This window comes from Arthrospira sp. PCC 9901, from assembly GCF_059013425.1.
The window spans coordinates 2,073,133-2,090,617 of sequence record NZ_CP102296.1 but is presented as its reverse complement, the minus strand read 5'-3'; the positions used below and the strand labels follow the sequence as shown (position 1 = coordinate 2,090,617).

Sequence of the window (17,485 nt, the reverse complement as noted above, 5' to 3'; positions counted from 1 at the left end):
GGGTGAGTTGCTAGGAACCTAAAAAGCTGATGGCAAGCTGCCGGAACAATAACTCAAGTCCCAGTCTGAACTGACTGATGGGCTTAATTTCTTAGATTTTGTCATATATCCGTTAAAATACGGAGTAGTTTACAGAATCTTTACTTAAAAGTTTAAATAAGGGTGCTGATTGTAAAGCTAGGGTGAAATGTAACCAGACCTTCTGGCTTGACCCCGGAGAGTAAGTTAGCCAAGAGGTTACTGTAGTCTAGTATGATACATCAGTAGTTAGTCAGACAGTCTGAGCGACCACCGTACTGGTATAAGTAGAGTTGAGGAGACTTTACATAACATTTATTATTGCTATAGTTAGGGTAAAGTCCATATAATGGGTGGCTATCATCTGGGGTATCATGGTACTGGTCTATTTTGGTCATTAAAAATATCCAAGGCACTGGGAGTCAAATATAGCGACAATGCAGAATTTTATAAATCGGTTTTTTTTCATTCTTCCGGCTTCGCCAAAACAGTTAGTAATTTTAGTAATTTTATTTGTATTCATGTCAGTGCTGGAAGCCTTTGGGATTGGCATGATAGGACCTTTTTTGAATTTAGCTAGTCATCCCAATTTAGTCAATGAAAGTGAATTTGTAGCCTCTATATATGCTGGCTTAAATTTAACAGAAGCATCCCACGGTATAGCATTATTGGGATTGTTTATTATTGCTTTATTTACGATTAAATCTTTCTTAAACTGGCAGATTAAAACCTATGTATTTGGGTTTTGTCTGAAAGTTCGTGGGAAATTGTGTGAAAAATTAATCCAAGAATATCTGTCTGTCCCTTATACTTTCCACTTGTCGAAGGATAGTGCTGCGGTCATTCAATGTATAATTATTTATACCCAGGCTTTTGCACTAGATATTCTTATGCCTATACTGAATTCGGCTGCCAATTTAATGATTATTATAGCTTTGAGTGGATTGCTATTGATGACCAGTAAATTGGTGGTAATTGTTTTAATATTTCTGTTTTTACCTTTAATTTTAATCCTGAATGCTTTTAAAGATAAAATTAAATACTGGGGTAAGCGTGTTAGTTATGCTGATGAATCGATAATTCGTATTGTTAATCATAGTTTAGGGGGGATTAAAGAAACTAAGGTAATTGGCTGTTCTGGCTTTTTTGAAGAACAACTGAGTTATCAATCACGGGAATATATAGAGGCGGGAACTTTCTTACTTTCTTTTCAAGTTGTCCCCAGAATATTAGTTGAGGCAATTCTAATTTTATTTTTAGTGGGAATCACATCAACTATGATTCTACTGGGACAAGATATTGATGGATTGATTCCGGCATTAAGTATATTCGCTTTGTCATCAATTCGTTTACTACCAGCTATTTCTAATTTGAGTAAAGATGTGAGTAAATTGCGGAGTATGACCTATGTATTAGAAAGATTAAGTCAGGATTTACGAGAAATTGAAACTCTCAAAAACAGCGAAGGTTTCAATCGCACCGTAGTTACAGAAATCAGTCAATTAGCTGACCATAAATTCAAGAATAAGGATTTTAACGGTCAGATTATTTTTGAGAAAGTAACTTATCAATATCCCGGTTCTGAATCACCAGCAATTTCGGACGTTTCTTTGTCGATTAGGAAGGGAGAATCGATTGCTTTTATTGGTCAGTCTGGAGCCGGAAAGACTACGTTAGTTGATATCATGCTGGGGTTATTAATACCCCAAGGTGGTGATATTAAAATTGATGATATTTCTATTTATAATAATTTGCGATCGTGGCAAAATATGATTGGCTATATTCCCCAGTCTATTTTTCTAATGGCAGATACAATAGAGAGAAATATTGCTTTCGGGGTGGCTGATGATTTAATTGATCATAAACGTCTACAACAGGCTTTAGAAATGGCTCAACTTATGGATTTGGTCAAAGAACTTCCCGATGGAATAAATACCATGGTCGGGGAAAGAGGAGTGCGCCTTTCTGGGGGTCAACGCCAACGGATTGGTATTGCTCGCGCTCTTTACCATGAACGGGATATTCTGGTGTTAGATGAGGCGACTTCGGCGTTAGATAATGAGACGGAAAGTTTGGTTACTGAGTCTATTAAATCTCTGAGTGGAATTAAAACTATGATTATGATTGCTCATCGTTTGACGACTATACAACATTGCGATCGCCTTTATGTCATGGAAAAAGGCCGCATTGTTAGGTCGGGGACTTATAACGAAATTGTCCTAGGAAATATTCAATCATAACCCATGGAAATACACAGATGAAACCAGTAATTCTCAGTTCAACTGATGTCGAAGGCGGTGCGGCTAGAGCCGCGTATAGAGTACATCGAGGTTTAATTTCTATGGGGGTTGAATCTCGAATGTTGGTGCGGGGAAAATTTAGTGGCGATCGCACTGTTATTGCGGAAAAAAGTATCATCACTAAACTAGGTCCTGGTGCTAATAGTATCCCCCTGAGACGCTACCCAAAACGCGATCGCCTGCTTTTTTCTCCTCAATGGTTCCCCGATGTCATAGCTAGTAGAGTAACTAAAATTAACCCAGATGTGGTAAATTTACACTGGGTTTGTAATGGCTTTATCCAGATTGAAACTTTGGCTAAATTGAACAAACCCTTAGTGTGGACTCTTCAAGATATGTGGCCTTTAACTGGGGGTTGTCATTACAGCGAGGGATGCGATCGCTACCAAAATTCCTGCGGTCAATGTCCGCAACTGAAAAGTGGTCGCGATCGGGATTTATCTCGACAGGTTTGGAAACGGAAATTTAAAGCCTGGAAAAATCTCAACTTAACTATTGTAACTCCTAGTAGTTGGATGGCGGATTGTGTGCGTTCAAGTTCCTTATTTGGACAGCGGCGAGTAGAGGTGATTCCCTTCTGTCTGGATACCCAAATTTATCGACCTATAGAAACGAAAATCGCCCGACATTTACTGAATTTACCCCAGGATAAACAACTGGTTTTATTTGGGGCGATCGCTGCGACTGCTGACCCCAGAAAGGGTTTTAATTTGCTACTTCCGGCGCTGCAAAAGCTGAGTCAGTCAGGGTGGCAAAATCAGCTTGAATTAGTAGTTTTTGGATCTGCGGAACCGGAAAACCCAGTAGATTTAGGTTTTCCAGCTAATTATCTAGGCAGTTTCTCTGATGATATTGCTTTGGCTTTGGTCTATTCTGCCGCCGATGTGATGATTGTTCCATCCTTGCAAGAATCCTTCGGACAAACGGCCTCTGAAGCCTTAGCCTGTGGTACTCCGGTGGTGGCTTTTAATGCTACTGGACTCAAGGATATTGTTGATCACCAAGTTAATGGTTATCTGGTAAAACCCTATGAAATTGATGATTTAAGCGAGGGGATTAAATGGGTATTAAATGATAGCGATCGCCTGCAAAAACTCAAAGAAAAAGCCAGAGAAAAAGCCATACAAGTATTTCCCCTAGGAAGACAAGCCCAGCAATATTTATCACTATTCCATCAGATTATCACCTAACCTAATTGTAGGATGAATTACCACTAATAATTAGGATGAATTGCGGCAATCAAGTCCTAAAATTTTCAGATATTCTTGGGTTGCCATTTTCTGGCTAAACTGTTCTAGCCATAGGGTGTTTACAGCCGGGGTGTTACCTTCAATGGTGGCTAAAATTGCCTCTGCCATTGCTGTAGTATCGCCCACCGGAACTAGGGAACCATATCGACCCTCTGCTAAAATTTCTGCGGCCCCACTTTTACAATTAGTGGAAATTACCGGAGTGCCAACCGCCATAGCTTCAATTAAAACTGTTGGTAAACCTTCCCAGCGAGAAGATAACACAAATACTGCAGCATTTGCCATATAAGGATAGGGATTATCAGCATATCCTAATAGGGCGGCATCATCTCCTAAACCATGATCTTGAATGAGATTTTCGAGGCGATCGCCATCAGGTCCCCAACCTAAAATTCCTAGGCGCACTTGTCGCACTTGTCGCACTTTAGCAAAGGCTTTAATTAAGGTGGGAAAATCCTTTTGTGCTTCCAGCTTTCCGACTCCTAAAATTACCGGAGGTTCCCCCGGTTGAAACCAAGGATGATCTAAAGTTTCTCGGGATTTTTGTAATAGTTCCGGCGTGATAACTGGGTTATAAATATATTGAATGCGATCGCTATTTAAACCCGTACTTTTAGCTAAGTTCTCAGCCGCCCCTTGAGAAACAGCTACAATTCCATCCGCCCACGGGTAGAAATAGCGAACAAACAACGGCAGCAAAATTTTTCTAAGTTTAGTAGTATGTTGTATTGCCTCCGAAAAAGTATTATGTTCAGACACAACGACCCGGGTGGAAACTCCCCCTAGACGTTTTGCCCAAACCGCAATTTCATTAGCATAATGGAGGGCAGAAAGTAGGGACTTAGGCTGTGATTCCTGCAAATAATTTCTCAGCGCCAAAATAGTAGCCCAAACCCCAGAAGCCCCCAAATCAACTATCCTTATTTCTGGTGGTACTTTTTCCAGGTGAGGCCCCCAGGCTTTCCCTAGAACTAAATCTACTTTCAAGCCTTCTGCAATCAAACCACGACCCAGATTTAGCATGACCCTCTCCGCACCACCTCCGCCTATATAACCAAGGAAAAGTGCCACATCGGGCTGAACTACAGCCATAGTTAATAATTCCCAACAATGCTTTGATTATTCTATAATAATTAATATTGATTTGATTGTTAAATATACCCAACATAAGTTTTAATTATAAAAAACACAACTATATATTAACCATTGATAACTTTTGATAGCTGACTTCCCATGAAAACAGTGCCATAATAAACATCAAATTTTGTGATAACCGCGCCTACTATAATTCAGCCTTTCTGTATAATTTATCCGTTTTTTGAGTCTTACCCAGACCAATATAAACACCTAAATTTATGGAATTTGGTTGAATTGCACCAATTCGTACCACCTCAATTTTACCTATTAATTATGACTAAAATTAACAGCGATACAACTCAGGTTTCTACTGCCAAAACTGATGCCAGAGATAGCAGAACCTGGGAGCAAATTCGAGAACATTATGAAATTGAACAAGAACTCGCCCGCCAGTTAATGAACTCTACCAGAGAGGAACGCATTAATCAACATTTATACACTCATGTATATAATCAACTCTTCCAAAAAGTCTCGCATCATCCTCAACTTACCCGCAAATCTAGCCCCGAAATTCAAACTTGGATTGTTAACCAGCGTCTGCAATTATTAGCCCGTTTTCTTAACTCCGAAATCACCTATTTAGAAATCGGTCCTGGTGATTGTAGTTTATCCCTAGAAGTCGCTAAACGGGTAAAACGAGTTTACGCAGTTGATGTATCAACTGAAATTACTAAACTACCGAATATTCCCGATAATATGGAAATTTTTATTTCCGATGGTTGTAGTATTCCCGTACCTGAAAATACAGTTAATTTAGCCTATAGTCATCAATTAATGGAGCATTTACATCCTGATGATGCCCTAGAACAGCTTGAAAATATCTACAATACTTTAGCTGCAAATGGTAAGTATATTTGTATCACACCTAATTGGTATTCAGGTCCCCATGATGTTTCTCGCCACTTTGATCAGCAAGCTACTGGCTTTCATTTAAAAGAATATAAACTCAGTGAAATGTATGATATTTTTAAGAAAGTAGGTTTTTCTCAGATAATTTGGGTGAAGTCTAACGGCAAAATTTACTTGGAAATTCCCATCAATAGTATATCAATTAATGTGATGAAGTTGGTAGAATATTTATTAAACATTTTTCCTTATAAATTTAGACAAAAATTAGCCAACACCCCCCTGTTATTTAGAGGTATGACTATCATCGGATATCGATAAATTTAGGGGGATAAAATAACCGTGAAAAATTACCCACAAAAATTGATGCTGTTTGACCTTTCGATTCGAGGTCATCATCCCAGTTATATTCGCCATTTAATTGAATATTGGCAAATCCATAAAATCCCCAAAAATCTGGAAATTGTGGTGTCTTGCCGATTTCTGGATGAACATCAGGATGTAGTTGAATTGAGTCAAGGTGATCATCATCAAGACATCCGTTTTGTGCCAATTACCCAAGCCGAAGAAGAACATCTTAACTCCCGAAAATCTAAGTTAAAAAGACTAAGTCGCAATTTTCAAGAGTGGGAAATTTTCTGCAAGTATGCCACCAACTTGAGACCAGATCATTGTCTGATTATGTATTTTGATACCTGTCAAATTCCCCTAGCCTTTGGGGCAAAATCACCCTGCAAATTTTCGGGGATTTATTTTCGGCCGACCTTTCACTATCACCAATTAGATCATTACGATCGCACTTGGAAAAATTACCTGCAAAAGTTACGCGAAAAAATAGCCCTAAAACGCATTTTGTCTAATCCTCAACTCCAAACAGTTTTTTGCCTTGATCCTTTCGCCGTCCCCCAACTTAATCAGTTTCCTAAGTTTCCGAGTCAACCTAAAGCTGTCTACCTTCCTGATCCGGTCAAATTGGATAATTTCCAACCAATTATAATAGATGATTGGCGCAAGAGTCTCCAAATTGATTCTCAGCGGCGAGTATTTTTATTATTTGGTGCTTTAACAGCACGTAAAGGCATCTATCAGCTACTGGATAGCATTGCTAGTTTACCAGCAGATTTGTGTCAAAAACTGTGTATTCTCCTGGTTGGAGAGTCTAGCATTGCTAATTCCCTAGACAGCCAAATTACCGAAATTTGTCAAACTAAGCCAATTCAAATTATTAGATATTATCAATTTGTGCCGGAGTCAGAAGTTATGGCTTATTTTCAAATTGCCGATGTAGTTTTAGCACCGTATCAGCGCCATGTGGGGATGAGTGGTATTCTCTTATTGGCGGCGGCAGCTAACAAACCTGTACTATGTTCTAATTATGGATTAATGGGAGAAATGGTGCGACGGTATCATCTGGGATTAACTGTTGATTCTAGCCAACCCCAAGAAATTGCTAAGGGATTAATTAAGTTTTTAGAAATTTCTAATCCCCTGGAACTTTGCGATCCGCTGCCAATGCAAAATTGGGTTAAACAAAACTCAGCATCCGAGTTTTCCCGAATTATTTTTGAACAAGTATAGTTAAGATGGCTCGGCTTTATCAGTCAGGTTAAATCAATATATGGTATGGTTATTTTACTGTCATTTATATTTAATTTGAGGCATAGAAAAATAAAATTAAGCTCAAACTATGACCAAGCTAATTATTCAGATACCATGTTTTAACGAAGCAACAACCATCGGACTTACCCTATCAGAACTTCCCCGCCAAATACCGGGTATCGATTGTGTAGAATGGCTAATTATTAATGATGGTAGTGTTGATAATACTGTAGAAGTTGCTAAAGCCTGTGGTGTTGATTATGTGGTAAATTTTGACCATAATCAAGGTTTGGCTAAAGCATTTATGGCAGGAATTGAAGCATCATTAAAAGCCGGAGCCGATATTATTGTTAACACCGATGCCGATAACCAATACTGCGCCCAAGATATACCGAAACTCATCGAACCAATTTTATTAGGTTATGCCGAAGTAGTCATCGGAGCCAGACCAATTCAGAATATTCAACACTTTTCTCCTACTAAAAAGTTCCTGCAAAAACTCGGTAGTCGTGTTGTGCGACTTGCCAGTAGCACTAAGATCGCCGATGCTCCCAGTGGTTTTAGAGCTTTTAGTCGCCAAGCAGCCATGCAGCTTAATGTTTTTAATGAATATACTTATACCTTAGAAACCATTATTCAAGCAGGTCAAAAAGGTATCGCTATTACATCCGTACCTATCCGTACTAATTCCTATTTACGACCTTCCCGATTAGTTAAAAGTATTCCTTCCTATATCCAGCGGTCAATTTTTACCATTTTTAGAATTTTCATGACCTATAGACCGCTGCGATTATTCACTTTTCTAGGAAGTTTTCCCCTGAGTTTAGGACTGATATTATGTATCCGTTGGTTAGTGCTATTTGTGGGAGAACCTACCCGCGCTCGCGCTCCTAGTTTAATTTTAGCAGCTATCCTAATTTTAATTGGTTTTCAGTTGTGGATGTTCGGTTTAATTGCTGATTTAATGGCAGTCAATCGAAAAATGCTAGAAGACATTCAACTGCGCCTGCGTAGGATGGAATATGACCATCACAAAGACAACTAAATTTTAGCCAGAGGATTCTTATCTATGAAGCGATTTATTTCCATTACAGTTAGCATGATTATCCTGTCAATTATTTATTCTAAAATTGACCTGCAAGCATTAGCAGATATCTTTCTCAATTCCCATCGTTTTTGGATGCCTGTAAGTTTAGCTATGGTAATTCCTATTACTTTATTTACCGCTTGGCGACTACAACAACTTATGCCCAAAAGCACCTATCTCGGATTTTGGGAAGCTAATCGCCTGATTCTAGCTGCTAGTGTTTTAAATATGGTTTTACCCTCAAAAATGGGAGATATTGCTAAAGCGTATTTTATGCGAGAACGGGGACATTTAAGCGGTTCTCTTTCCCTTTCATTGGTGGTATTTGAGAAATCATGTGATTTACTATCTTTATTGTTATGGTGTGTATTCGGTCTATTTTTATACCCTCAAAAAGATGTGATTTTTCTGACAATGACTTTGGGTGTAACCACGGGTTTAATTATCGGAATTTTGATTTTGATTTCTCGGAATTTTGCAGATTTTTTCTTTTTAATTTTAGAGAAAATTACTCCGCAAACTATCGGAAAAAAAATCGAAAATTTGCAGGTATCTTGGGCAGCAATGCACGAACATTTTTGGAGTGATAAGCGCCAGCTTATCAAAATTAGTGCTACTTCGATTTTTATTTGGTTTTTGCATTTACTACAAATTTGGTTTTTTATCCTTGCACTTAATGCCTGGGTTCCTTTTATTACGAATCTTGCTCTCTCTCCCTTAGCTATTTTAGCTGGATTAATGCCTTTAACTTTTGCGGGGGTGGGTACGAGGGATGCAGCCTTAGTGATTTTCTATGAACCTTATTTTAATGCTACAGTGGCAGCAGGGTTAGGGTTATTATGCACTGCTCGCTACTTTCTCCCGGCTGTAGGAGGCTTGCCATTTTTAAGCCAATATTTAACTACAGTCAGAAATCTGAAACAATCTGATATATAGAAAATCGAAAAATCATGAAAAATCTCCGTGTGGCTTGGTTACTTACTTCGGCTTTTTACTACTGGCAACCTTCCCTAAGTTGCTATAGTAAACAATTCCCGGATACTACGGTTTTCACCAGTCGCTGGCATGGTTTCGCACCGGGACTAGAGGATAGTTTTCGAGTGGAAATTTTAGGCGATCGCCAAATTATTTCCATCAAAAAATCTACCAATAGCTATGGGGATAATTTTACCTATCTTCCCCTAAATATTGTTAAGCGATTACTCAAGTTTAAACCAGATTTAATTTTTTCTAACTCCTTTGGCGTGTGGACAATTTTAGCAATTTTATTTAAACCTATAGGACGTTGGCGAGTTGTCATCGCCTACGAAGGAAGTTCTCCCGGTGTAGACTATCGTAACTCCCCCCTACGTCTAGCTATTAGACGAGTTATGGTGAAAGCGGCTGATGCTTGTATTACCAACTCTCACGGTGGCAAAAACTATCTAATAGAGGTTCTAAATGCCCAAGAAAATCAAGTTTTTGTTCATCCCTATGAGGTACCTTGGGTGCAGTCTTTGGGTACTCCTAATCGGGATTTTAAATCCACATCTTCTCAACAGCTAACCTTTTTATTTGTGGGGGGAATTATTCCTCGCAAAGGCCTGAGCTATCTTTTAGAAGCCTGTGCTATACTACAACAACAGGGAGAAACCAATTATCAGTTATGGGTGGTGGGTGATGGCCATCAACGACCGGAGCTAGAAACTTTTTGTCAACAAAATCAACTCACCAATTATGTGCGTTGGTTCGGTCGGGTAGAATACCATCAATTAGCCACTTATTTCACCCAAGCTGATGTTTTTGTATTACCAACTTTGGAGGATACTTGGGGAATGGTAGTATTAGAGGCAATGGTTTTGGGGCGACCTGTTTTGTGTTCTGAATTGGCGGGAGCATCTGAATTAATTACTGATGGAGAAAACGGTTATTGTTTTCATCCCCAACAGCCGGAATATTTAGCAGAATTGATGGCCAGGTTTATTCAAAATCCCGAATTAGCTAAGTTAATGGGAATGCGATCGCAAAAATTAATGGATAATTACACCCCCCAAGCAGCAGCTAATTTTCTCAATCAGGTTACATCTTTTATATTTCCGAATTACTAGACCAAAGGAGGAGGCGTGGAACCTTTAAATATTCTCATTTCAGCCTACGCCTGTCGTCCGGGAGAAGGTTCAGAACCAGGCGTGGGTTGGAATACCATTCAGGAAGTAGCAAAATCTCATAATGTTTGGGTTCTCACCCGACAAAATAACCGCCCAACCATTGAAGCCGAACTCAAGCAAAACCCCATAATTCAACTACAGGTAATTTACTGCGAACCTCCCTCCTGGGTGCGACCACTAAATCTCAAACAAAGGCTAGTTTACCTGCACTATTATTTATGGCAAATAGCAGCTTATTTTGTTGCCAAACAACTCCAGGAAACCATCAATTTTGATGTAGTGCATCATGTCACCTATGTTCGCCACTCAACCCCCAGTTTTTTAGCACTTCTTCCTATACCTTTTTTATGGGGATCTGTAGGCGGTGGAGAATCGGCTCCAAAAGCCTTCTGGCTAGACTTCGGTTGGCGGGGGATTATGTATGAAATAATGCGAGATATAGCCCGGAATTTAGGAGAATTAGACCCCTTCGTTAAACTCACCGCGCAACGCAGTGTTTTAGCCAGGGGAACCACAGCAGAAACCACCCAGAGACTCAGAAAATTAGGGGCGAAAAATGTAGAGGTTTTATCTCAATTAGGATTATCTGATTTAGAAATAACTCAACTCAGCCAGTTGGCTGACTCTCAACCTCAAGGGGTTAAATTTATCAGTATCGGTCGTCTGTTACACTGGAAAGGGTTTCATCTCGGACTCAAAGCCTTCGCCGAAGCGAAATTGCCTCCAGATGCCGAATATTGGATCGTCGGAGATGGGGCACAAAGGAGTAGATTAGAGACTTTAGCTAAACAGTTAAAAATTGACGATCAAGTGATATTTCACAATCAATTATCTCGACCAGAAACGTTGACAAAACTATCAGAATGTGTATCATTAGTTCATCCTAGCCTACATGAATCAGGGGGGTTAGTTTGTTTGGAGGCAATGGCAGCAGGTCGCCCGGTTATTTGTTTAAATTTAGGGGGACCAGCATTAATTGTTTCTGAGGATGCCGGCTTTAAAGTTGAGCCAAATAACCCCGATCAAGTTATCAATGATTTAGCTAATGCCATGACTATTGTAGCTAATGATAAGCATCTGTGGAAACAAAAAAGCGATCGCTCTCGCGCCAGAGTTAAAAACTTGTATAGTTGGCAAAAAAAAGGGCAAGAACTAGCTAACTTATATGCAACAATCCACAATTCTAATAATTCGGTATAATTACAGTGAATATCATTATTTTTAATAGTCTACTGCTTCCTCCCTCCCAAACCTTTATCCGAGATCCCGCCGAAAAAATTGAGAAATTTACCCCTTATTATGTAGGTTGTCGGCGGGTTAAGGGGTTAGATTTACCTGAAAAACGTACTTTAGTTATTAATCAAGGAAGACCTATAGATAAAGTAGCAGAACAGCTTTTTAAAATAACTGGATTTGCGCCGGAAATTTATGGAAAAGTCCAAAAATTAAATCCGCTGCTGATTCATGCTCAATTTGGCTTGAGTGGGGCGCTAGTGTTGCCTTGGGTGGTGCGGCTAAAAATTCCGCTTATCGTCCATTATAGGGGCGCTGATGCCACGGTAAAGGAACAATCATCTCGCTATAGCTCCCTCAACCATTGGGTTTATTTTCAGCGCCTAGCAACCTTGAAACAACAGACCACATTATTTTTAACTGTTTCTAAGTTTATTGAAAAAAAACTGCTAGAACAGGGATTTCCACCCGATAAAATTAAGACCCATTATCATGGTGTTGATGTTCATCAATTTACGCCTGATTTGGCTATTCAACGGGAGCCAATTGTTTTATTTGTAGGTCGGCTAACCGAAAAAAAAGGCTGTGAATATTTAATTCAAGCTATGGCTAAAATTTCCTCGCAAATACCGGATATAAAATTAGTAATTATTGGTGATGGACCCTTGGCTAATGATTTACAAAATCTAGCAGCTAAAACTATCAAAAATTATCAATTTTTAGGTTTACAATCTCCAGAAATAGTCAAAAATTGGATGAACCGCGCCCAAATTATGGCGACTCCCAGCATCACCGGAACCCAGGGAGACTCAGAGGGTTTACCGAATGTGGTTTTAGAAGCACAGGCGATGGGTCTCCCTGTGGTCAGCACCTACCACGCAGGTATCCCAGAAGCGGTGATTGATGGAGAAACTGGCTTTCTTTGTCCAGAAAGAGATATAGATGGTTTAGCTAACTCAATACAGCAATTATTAACTAATTTGGAAATGTGGCAAAAATTTAGTCAACAAGGGCGAAAATATATGCAGTCCAATTTTAATCGCGATCGCCAAACGCGAAGATTAGAAGAAATTTATACAACCGTTTTAGCGCCGCCTGAATTAGGGAAAGGAACATAGCCAGCATAATGAGAAAGTTTACTGTATAATAACCATAGCAATTTACCGAGGTATCAACTCAATCTTAATGCGTATTTTGTCTATTCATAACAATTATCAAATTCGAGGCGGGGAAGACGAATCAACCCAAGCCGAAGCTAATTTGCTCAAAGCAAATGGTAATCAAGTTGATATTTATCAAGATAGCAATGAGCGAGTTGCCAGCCTTAATCGAGTACATTTAGCCTCTCAAACTATTTGGTCTACAGAAGCCTACAAAATAGTTAAACAAAAGTTGCGAACCCACCCCACAGATATTGTTCATGTTCAAAACTTTTTCCCCTTAATCTCTCCATCAGTATATTATGCGGCTAAATCTGAGGGAGTCCCAGTAGTTCAAACTCTCCGAAATTACCGATTAATTTGCCCTAATGGATTGTTTTTTAGAGACGATCGCATTTGTGAAGACTGCTTAGGTAAATTTGTACCCTATCCCGGAGTTATTCACGCCTGTTACCGAGAAAATCGAGCCGCCAGTGCCATAACTGCAACCATGTTAACCCTACACCGTATGGCTCGCACTTGGGTAAATCAGGTAGATATATTTATTACTCTCAGCCAATTTGCTCGCCAGAAATTTATTGAAGCCGGGTGGTCAGAAGACCGAATAATAGTTAAACCTAACTTTGTCTATCCCGATCCAGGAGTCGGCAGTGGGGAAGGGGGATATGCGCTATTTGTAGGTAGATTATCTGTAGAAAAAGGCTTAGATGTGCTGATTGATGCTTGGCAAAATCTCCGTCAACCAGTACCCTTAAAAATTGTGGGGGATGGTCCTTTAGTCCCCCGTGTCCAAGCCGCTGCTGAGAAATTACCTCACATTCAATGGTTAGGACGTAGACCCCTCCCAGAAGTGTATAAATTGATGGGAGAAGCCATGGTTTTAATTTTCCCTTCTAAATGGTATGAAACCTTTGGTAGAGTCGCTGTAGAAGCCTTTGCTAAGGGTACTCCTGTGATTGCTTCTAACTTAGGTGCGATCGCCGAATTAGTAGAAGATGGTCGCACGGGACTGCGATTTAAACCCAGCGATCCCATCAGTCTTGCCGAACAAGTTGAATCCCTAATTTCCCATCCTGAAATACTCCACCAAATGCGCCGAGAAGCCAGGGCAGAATTTGAAGCCAAATATACAGCCCAACAAAATTATGAGCAACTGCAATCAATTTACCAGTTGGTTTTGAGTAAACCCTAGTAGATTAAATGATTAATGGAAATATACCCCAATCAATCAAGATTAATTAAACCCAAAAAAGGATATATTAAACTCTCGACGCTGACTCTATTTGCCTTCAGTTCCGCGTTTTTTTCCCGCGTACTTCAGCTTTTAAAATTCCCCTCGATTGTTAACTTACTGCATCTAGCAATAGTTCCCTGGCTGTTTGCTTTTTCTCTGTGGAAAACCAAGATAAAAGACCGACAACAAATTACCATCATTAAAGAAATGGTAGTTGCCCTATTTATATTTATGGTAATTTCCGTAGCCAGTGCCTTATTAAATGCCGCTGGTTTAATTAATATTGCCGTTAATTTCTTGTTGTTATGTGAGCATTTTTTATTTATTGTTATTATTCTGACTGTCCCGATTACTTTGGACAAGTTAAACCAATTGCGTGGCTATATTGTTTTTGCATCCTTCACTAATCTAGCATTTGCCTATGTGCAACAGTATGTTCTGCATCTCCATCTACGCCAGGGATTAGAAGACAATATCAAAGGTGTTTTTATTGCCCAAGGTGCGGGTCATGTCATCGGTGCTTCTGTATCATTAACCTTTGGGATTTACTATTTTTTGGCAGCTAAAAATCTGCCTATATGGTTGCGGGCTGCGGTGGTATTAGCAACTTTTTGGCACATGGTTATTTCTGATGCTAAACAGGTAATTTTAGTGTTTGGTATTGCTGGGGCATTTCTGCTATTGACTAAATTTAAAAATCTGGCTGATGCTATTAAATTTGTAATTATTTTTGGGATATTATCTTATGTGTTTTGGTGGGCGATTCATAATGTACCTGGTTTAGAAGCGTTTCAGACTTGGATGCGGCCGGAAATTTATGGGCCGGAAGGAGAAGCTACTTTACTGAAATCTGCTACTTTTCGCATTGTTCCGGCTTTCTATGAGTCTCCCCTTCATCCTTTGCTAGGCTTAGGTCCTGGTCACACTGTAGGAAGACTAGGAGGCTGGATGCTACGGGAATATGCGTTTATTTTAAGACCCCTTGGGGCTACTTCCCACCCCGCTACTAACGCGATTTGGCAAGCGGTAGGAGACAGTTGGTTAGGAGATCAATCAAGTATGTTTTCTCCCCTGTTTGGTTGGGCGGGAATTTGGGGAGATGTCGGCTTTTTGGGACTGGCATCATTTTTGTATATTTGGTTTGTGGTTTGGCGTAGACTCTGTTTTGATGATACTTCTAAGTTTCTGGTTTTATGTCCCTTGTCTTTTGGGTTGATTTTTACTCAGATGGAGGAACCAGGTTATATGATTTATCTGGCTTGTATTGTGGTTTTGCGATGGCAAGAATATCACTTTAGTCGTCAATCTACTGAGATTCCTCAACCGCCACGACTAACTATTAAGACTCTTCTGAGACCTAAAGTTTTACTCCGCGCTTTATTGTTAATAGGATAGTGGGGTAATTATTACGGGATTATGATTAACTTAACTTTGAGATAATCTGGGGACGGATTGACCGCCTAGCAGTTGATGGGTTTCTCGCAATAATTGGGGGATTTTATCGGCGTGGGGACTATTTTTTAAACAGTCACTTAAATCTACTTGGTCAATAGTGGCGGCGTTTTGTCCGGGGAACCAATGACCACCATTTCCCAGTAAGTTATAGCGCATTTTACCATATTCGGTCATATCGTATGCGATCGCTAAATTTCTTAACCAGAGAATGATGGGAATATTAATATTATTGGGTGTATCTTCTGGGTTAGGTAAACCCTGATTCCATGTCTTGAACCAATCTTCCCCTAGGGCTTCTATAGCGGTTTTCTCTAGCTTTTCTAAAATGGGGGGTAAGATTTCATCCCAACGGTCTAGGAGGTCCATAGCCTGTAAATGTTCATCAAAATCTGTAGGTTTCGATGCGCCTAAACTGAGGGTATGAACTTGGGGATGAGATAAACAAAATAAGTTGTTAAATACAATGGGACTAATGGGAGAACATAGGTCTACTAACTTTTGAGGCGGATCATATAATTTCCCCCCTTTATCAGAAGGACTGATGATAAACACTCCCATATCATGACGGTTGGCGGCTTCAATGGCGCGCCAATTTAGTTGATTGATATAATACCAGTGTAGGTTAACATAGTCGAATTTATCAGTAGCGATCGCATTAACAATAACATCCGTTGGCGCGTGGGTGGAAAAGCCAATAAATCTGACTTTTCCTTCTTTTTGTAATTCTTGAGCGACTTCTAAACAGCCACCGGGTCGAATCGAATATTCTAACAGTTCCGGGGTATTAATCCCATGCAGACCCAATAAATCCACATAGTCTAACTGTAAATATTTCAGAGATTTGTCAAAGTCACGGCGAAACTCAGCCGGGTCTGGTTTTGGGGAAACTTTGGTTTGAATAATTAGCCTTTCGCGGGGTAGTTTTGGTAAAATCCAACCCAGTTGCATCTCCGATGTACCATAACCCCTAGCGGTTTCAATATGGTTAATTCCCGACTCTAGGGAACGGCGAATTACCGCTTCTAAATTCCGCTGACTTTCGGGGGGTATTTTTTCAGGAGAGGCATCTTGCCACTGATATTGATACCGCATTCCACCACAGGATAATACAGGCATCGGCAGTTCAGTTCGTCCAAACCTTCTATAGTGCATCATCAGCTATTTATATGGCAACAATTAGGGGAAACAGAAACCAGTGTTTGGGTTTCTATCCCCCAGTTTTTTTTGAGGATTAGGAAATCTCGCGGACAACAGGTTGACCGTCTTTGATTTCTCCCACTAGGATAACATCAGCCACACCCACAAACAAACCATTTTCTAAAACCCCAGGAATATTGTTGAGGGTTTTTTCTAATTCGGCGGGATTATCGATCGCATCAAATTTGACATCAATCACCATATTTCCCTGGTCTGTAATCACAGGTCCAGCTTTTTTGACTCCCATTCTCAGGGTAGGTTTACCCCCAAGTTTGGTAATGGCTGCCATTACCGGAGTCATCGCCATTGGCATAACTTCCACGGGTAATAAAAATGTAGAACCCAGACGATCTACCATTTTAGAACCATCTACAACTACAATAAACTGATCTGCTAAACAGTCTACAATTTTTTCGCGAGTGTGAGCGGCACCACCACCTTTGATTAAATTTTTGTGAGGATCAACCTCATCAGCACCATCAATGGCGATATCAATATGGTCAATTTCATCTAAAGTGGTGAGGGGAATGCCATATTCCTTGGCAAGTACAGAGGCTTGGAATGAGGTGGGAACGCCTTTAATATCTTTGATTTCCCCACTTTTGAGGCGTTCTCCTAAAAATTGAATTGTGTATGCTGTGGTTGACCCCGTTCCCAGTCCGACAATGGAACCGGACTTAACCCGGTCTGCTGCCGCTTTGCCAACCTGTTGCTTCATTAACTTAACGGGGTCTTGTTCTGGACTCATGCTAAATACTCCTAAAGGACAGCTTTGGATAACTGTAGTTTGATCAACAATTTTTACTTTATCGCGTTTTGTAC

At 39.9% G+C, this 17,485-nt stretch carries 14 protein-coding genes; 11 read left to right on the top strand and 3 right to left on the bottom strand.

Annotation, left to right across the window (positions count from 1 at the left end; translation table 11 throughout):
- Window positions 1-455: 455 nt before the first annotated feature.
- Both NLZ44_RS09165 and NLZ44_RS09160 read left to right on the top strand, forming a co-directional pair.
- A complete protein-coding gene (locus NLZ44_RS09165) occupies window positions 456-2,258 on the top strand; it encodes an ABC transporter ATP-binding protein (protein ID WP_493752573.1) in 1,803 nt (600 codons plus the stop codon).
- A 17-nt stretch (window positions 2,259-2,275) separates the two neighbouring features.
- Window positions 2,276-3,508: a glycosyltransferase family 4 protein gene (locus NLZ44_RS09160; protein WP_006621595.1), complete on the top strand. Its 1,233-nt coding sequence runs from the start codon at window positions 2,276-2,278 to the stop codon at window positions 3,506-3,508.
- A 30-nt stretch (window positions 3,509-3,538) separates the two neighbouring features.
- Here the strand turns inward: NLZ44_RS09160 and NLZ44_RS09155 are convergent, their stop codons facing one another.
- Window positions 3,539-4,660 (bottom strand): glycosyltransferase, encoded by a 1,122-nt coding sequence (locus NLZ44_RS09155; RefSeq protein WP_493752572.1) that lies wholly within the window; start codon window positions 4,658-4,660, stop codon window positions 3,539-3,541.
- A 318-nt stretch (window positions 4,661-4,978) separates the two neighbouring features.
- On the opposite strand from NLZ44_RS09155, the gene NLZ44_RS09150 reads away from it, so the two are divergent.
- From NLZ44_RS09150 to NLZ44_RS09110, 9 genes are all read left to right on the top strand, one after another.
- Window positions 4,979-5,872, top strand: coding sequence for a class I SAM-dependent methyltransferase (locus tag NLZ44_RS09150; RefSeq protein WP_008056873.1), 894 nt, complete (start codon window positions 4,979-4,981; stop codon window positions 5,870-5,872).
- Window positions 5,873-5,893: 21 nt separating this feature from the next.
- Complete coding sequence (locus NLZ44_RS09145) at window positions 5,894-7,129, top strand: glycosyltransferase family 4 protein (protein WP_228116467.1); 1,236 nt, start codon at window positions 5,894-5,896, stop codon at window positions 7,127-7,129.
- Between the two features lie 109 nt (window positions 7,130-7,238).
- The gene (locus tag NLZ44_RS09140; RefSeq protein WP_008056875.1) at window positions 7,239-8,195 is read left to right on the top strand and encodes a glycosyltransferase family 2 protein; all 957 of its coding nucleotides are present in this window, start codon (window positions 7,239-7,241) and stop codon (window positions 8,193-8,195) included.
- 24 nt (window positions 8,196-8,219) lie between these two features.
- Entirely contained in the window at window positions 8,220-9,173 is a 954-nt protein-coding gene (locus NLZ44_RS09135) for a lysylphosphatidylglycerol synthase transmembrane domain-containing protein (RefSeq protein WP_111892546.1), read from the top strand.
- A 14-nt stretch (window positions 9,174-9,187) separates the two neighbouring features.
- On the top strand, window positions 9,188-10,324 hold the full coding sequence (locus NLZ44_RS09130; RefSeq protein WP_493752571.1) for a glycosyltransferase family 4 protein: 1,137 nt from the start codon (window positions 9,188-9,190) through the stop codon (window positions 10,322-10,324).
- 15 nt (window positions 10,325-10,339) lie between these two features.
- Window positions 10,340-11,584 (top strand): glycosyltransferase family 4 protein, encoded by a 1,245-nt coding sequence (locus tag NLZ44_RS09125; protein ID WP_493752570.1) that lies wholly within the window; start codon window positions 10,340-10,342, stop codon window positions 11,582-11,584.
- 5 nt (window positions 11,585-11,589) lie between these two features.
- Window positions 11,590-12,735, top strand: a complete 1,146-nt coding sequence (locus NLZ44_RS09120; RefSeq protein WP_493752569.1) for a glycosyltransferase — start codon at window positions 11,590-11,592, stop codon at window positions 12,733-12,735.
- Between the two features lie 67 nt (window positions 12,736-12,802).
- Window positions 12,803-13,969 carry a glycosyltransferase family protein gene (locus NLZ44_RS09115; RefSeq protein WP_493752568.1) on the top strand — a complete coding sequence of 389 codons (1,167 nt, stop codon included), beginning with the start codon at window positions 12,803-12,805 and terminating at the stop codon, window positions 13,967-13,969.
- Window positions 13,970-13,984: 15 nt separating this feature from the next.
- Window positions 13,985-15,406: a hypothetical protein gene (locus NLZ44_RS09110; protein WP_315669546.1), complete on the top strand. Its 1,422-nt coding sequence runs from the start codon at window positions 13,985-13,987 to the stop codon at window positions 15,404-15,406.
- A 30-nt stretch (window positions 15,407-15,436) separates the two neighbouring features.
- Here NLZ44_RS09110 and NLZ44_RS09105 read toward each other — a convergent pair whose 3' ends face one another.
- Together NLZ44_RS09105 and rpiA are read right to left on the bottom strand one after the other, a co-directional pair.
- Window positions 15,437-16,618 carry an aldo/keto reductase gene (locus tag NLZ44_RS09105; RefSeq protein ID WP_315638846.1) on the bottom strand — a complete coding sequence of 394 codons (1,182 nt, stop codon included), beginning with the start codon at window positions 16,616-16,618 and terminating at the stop codon, window positions 15,437-15,439.
- 79 nt (window positions 16,619-16,697) lie between these two features.
- Entirely contained in the window at window positions 16,698-17,411 is a 714-nt protein-coding gene (gene rpiA / locus NLZ44_RS09100) for a ribose-5-phosphate isomerase RpiA (protein WP_493752567.1), read from the bottom strand.
- Between the last annotated feature and the right edge of the window lie 74 nt (window positions 17,412-17,485).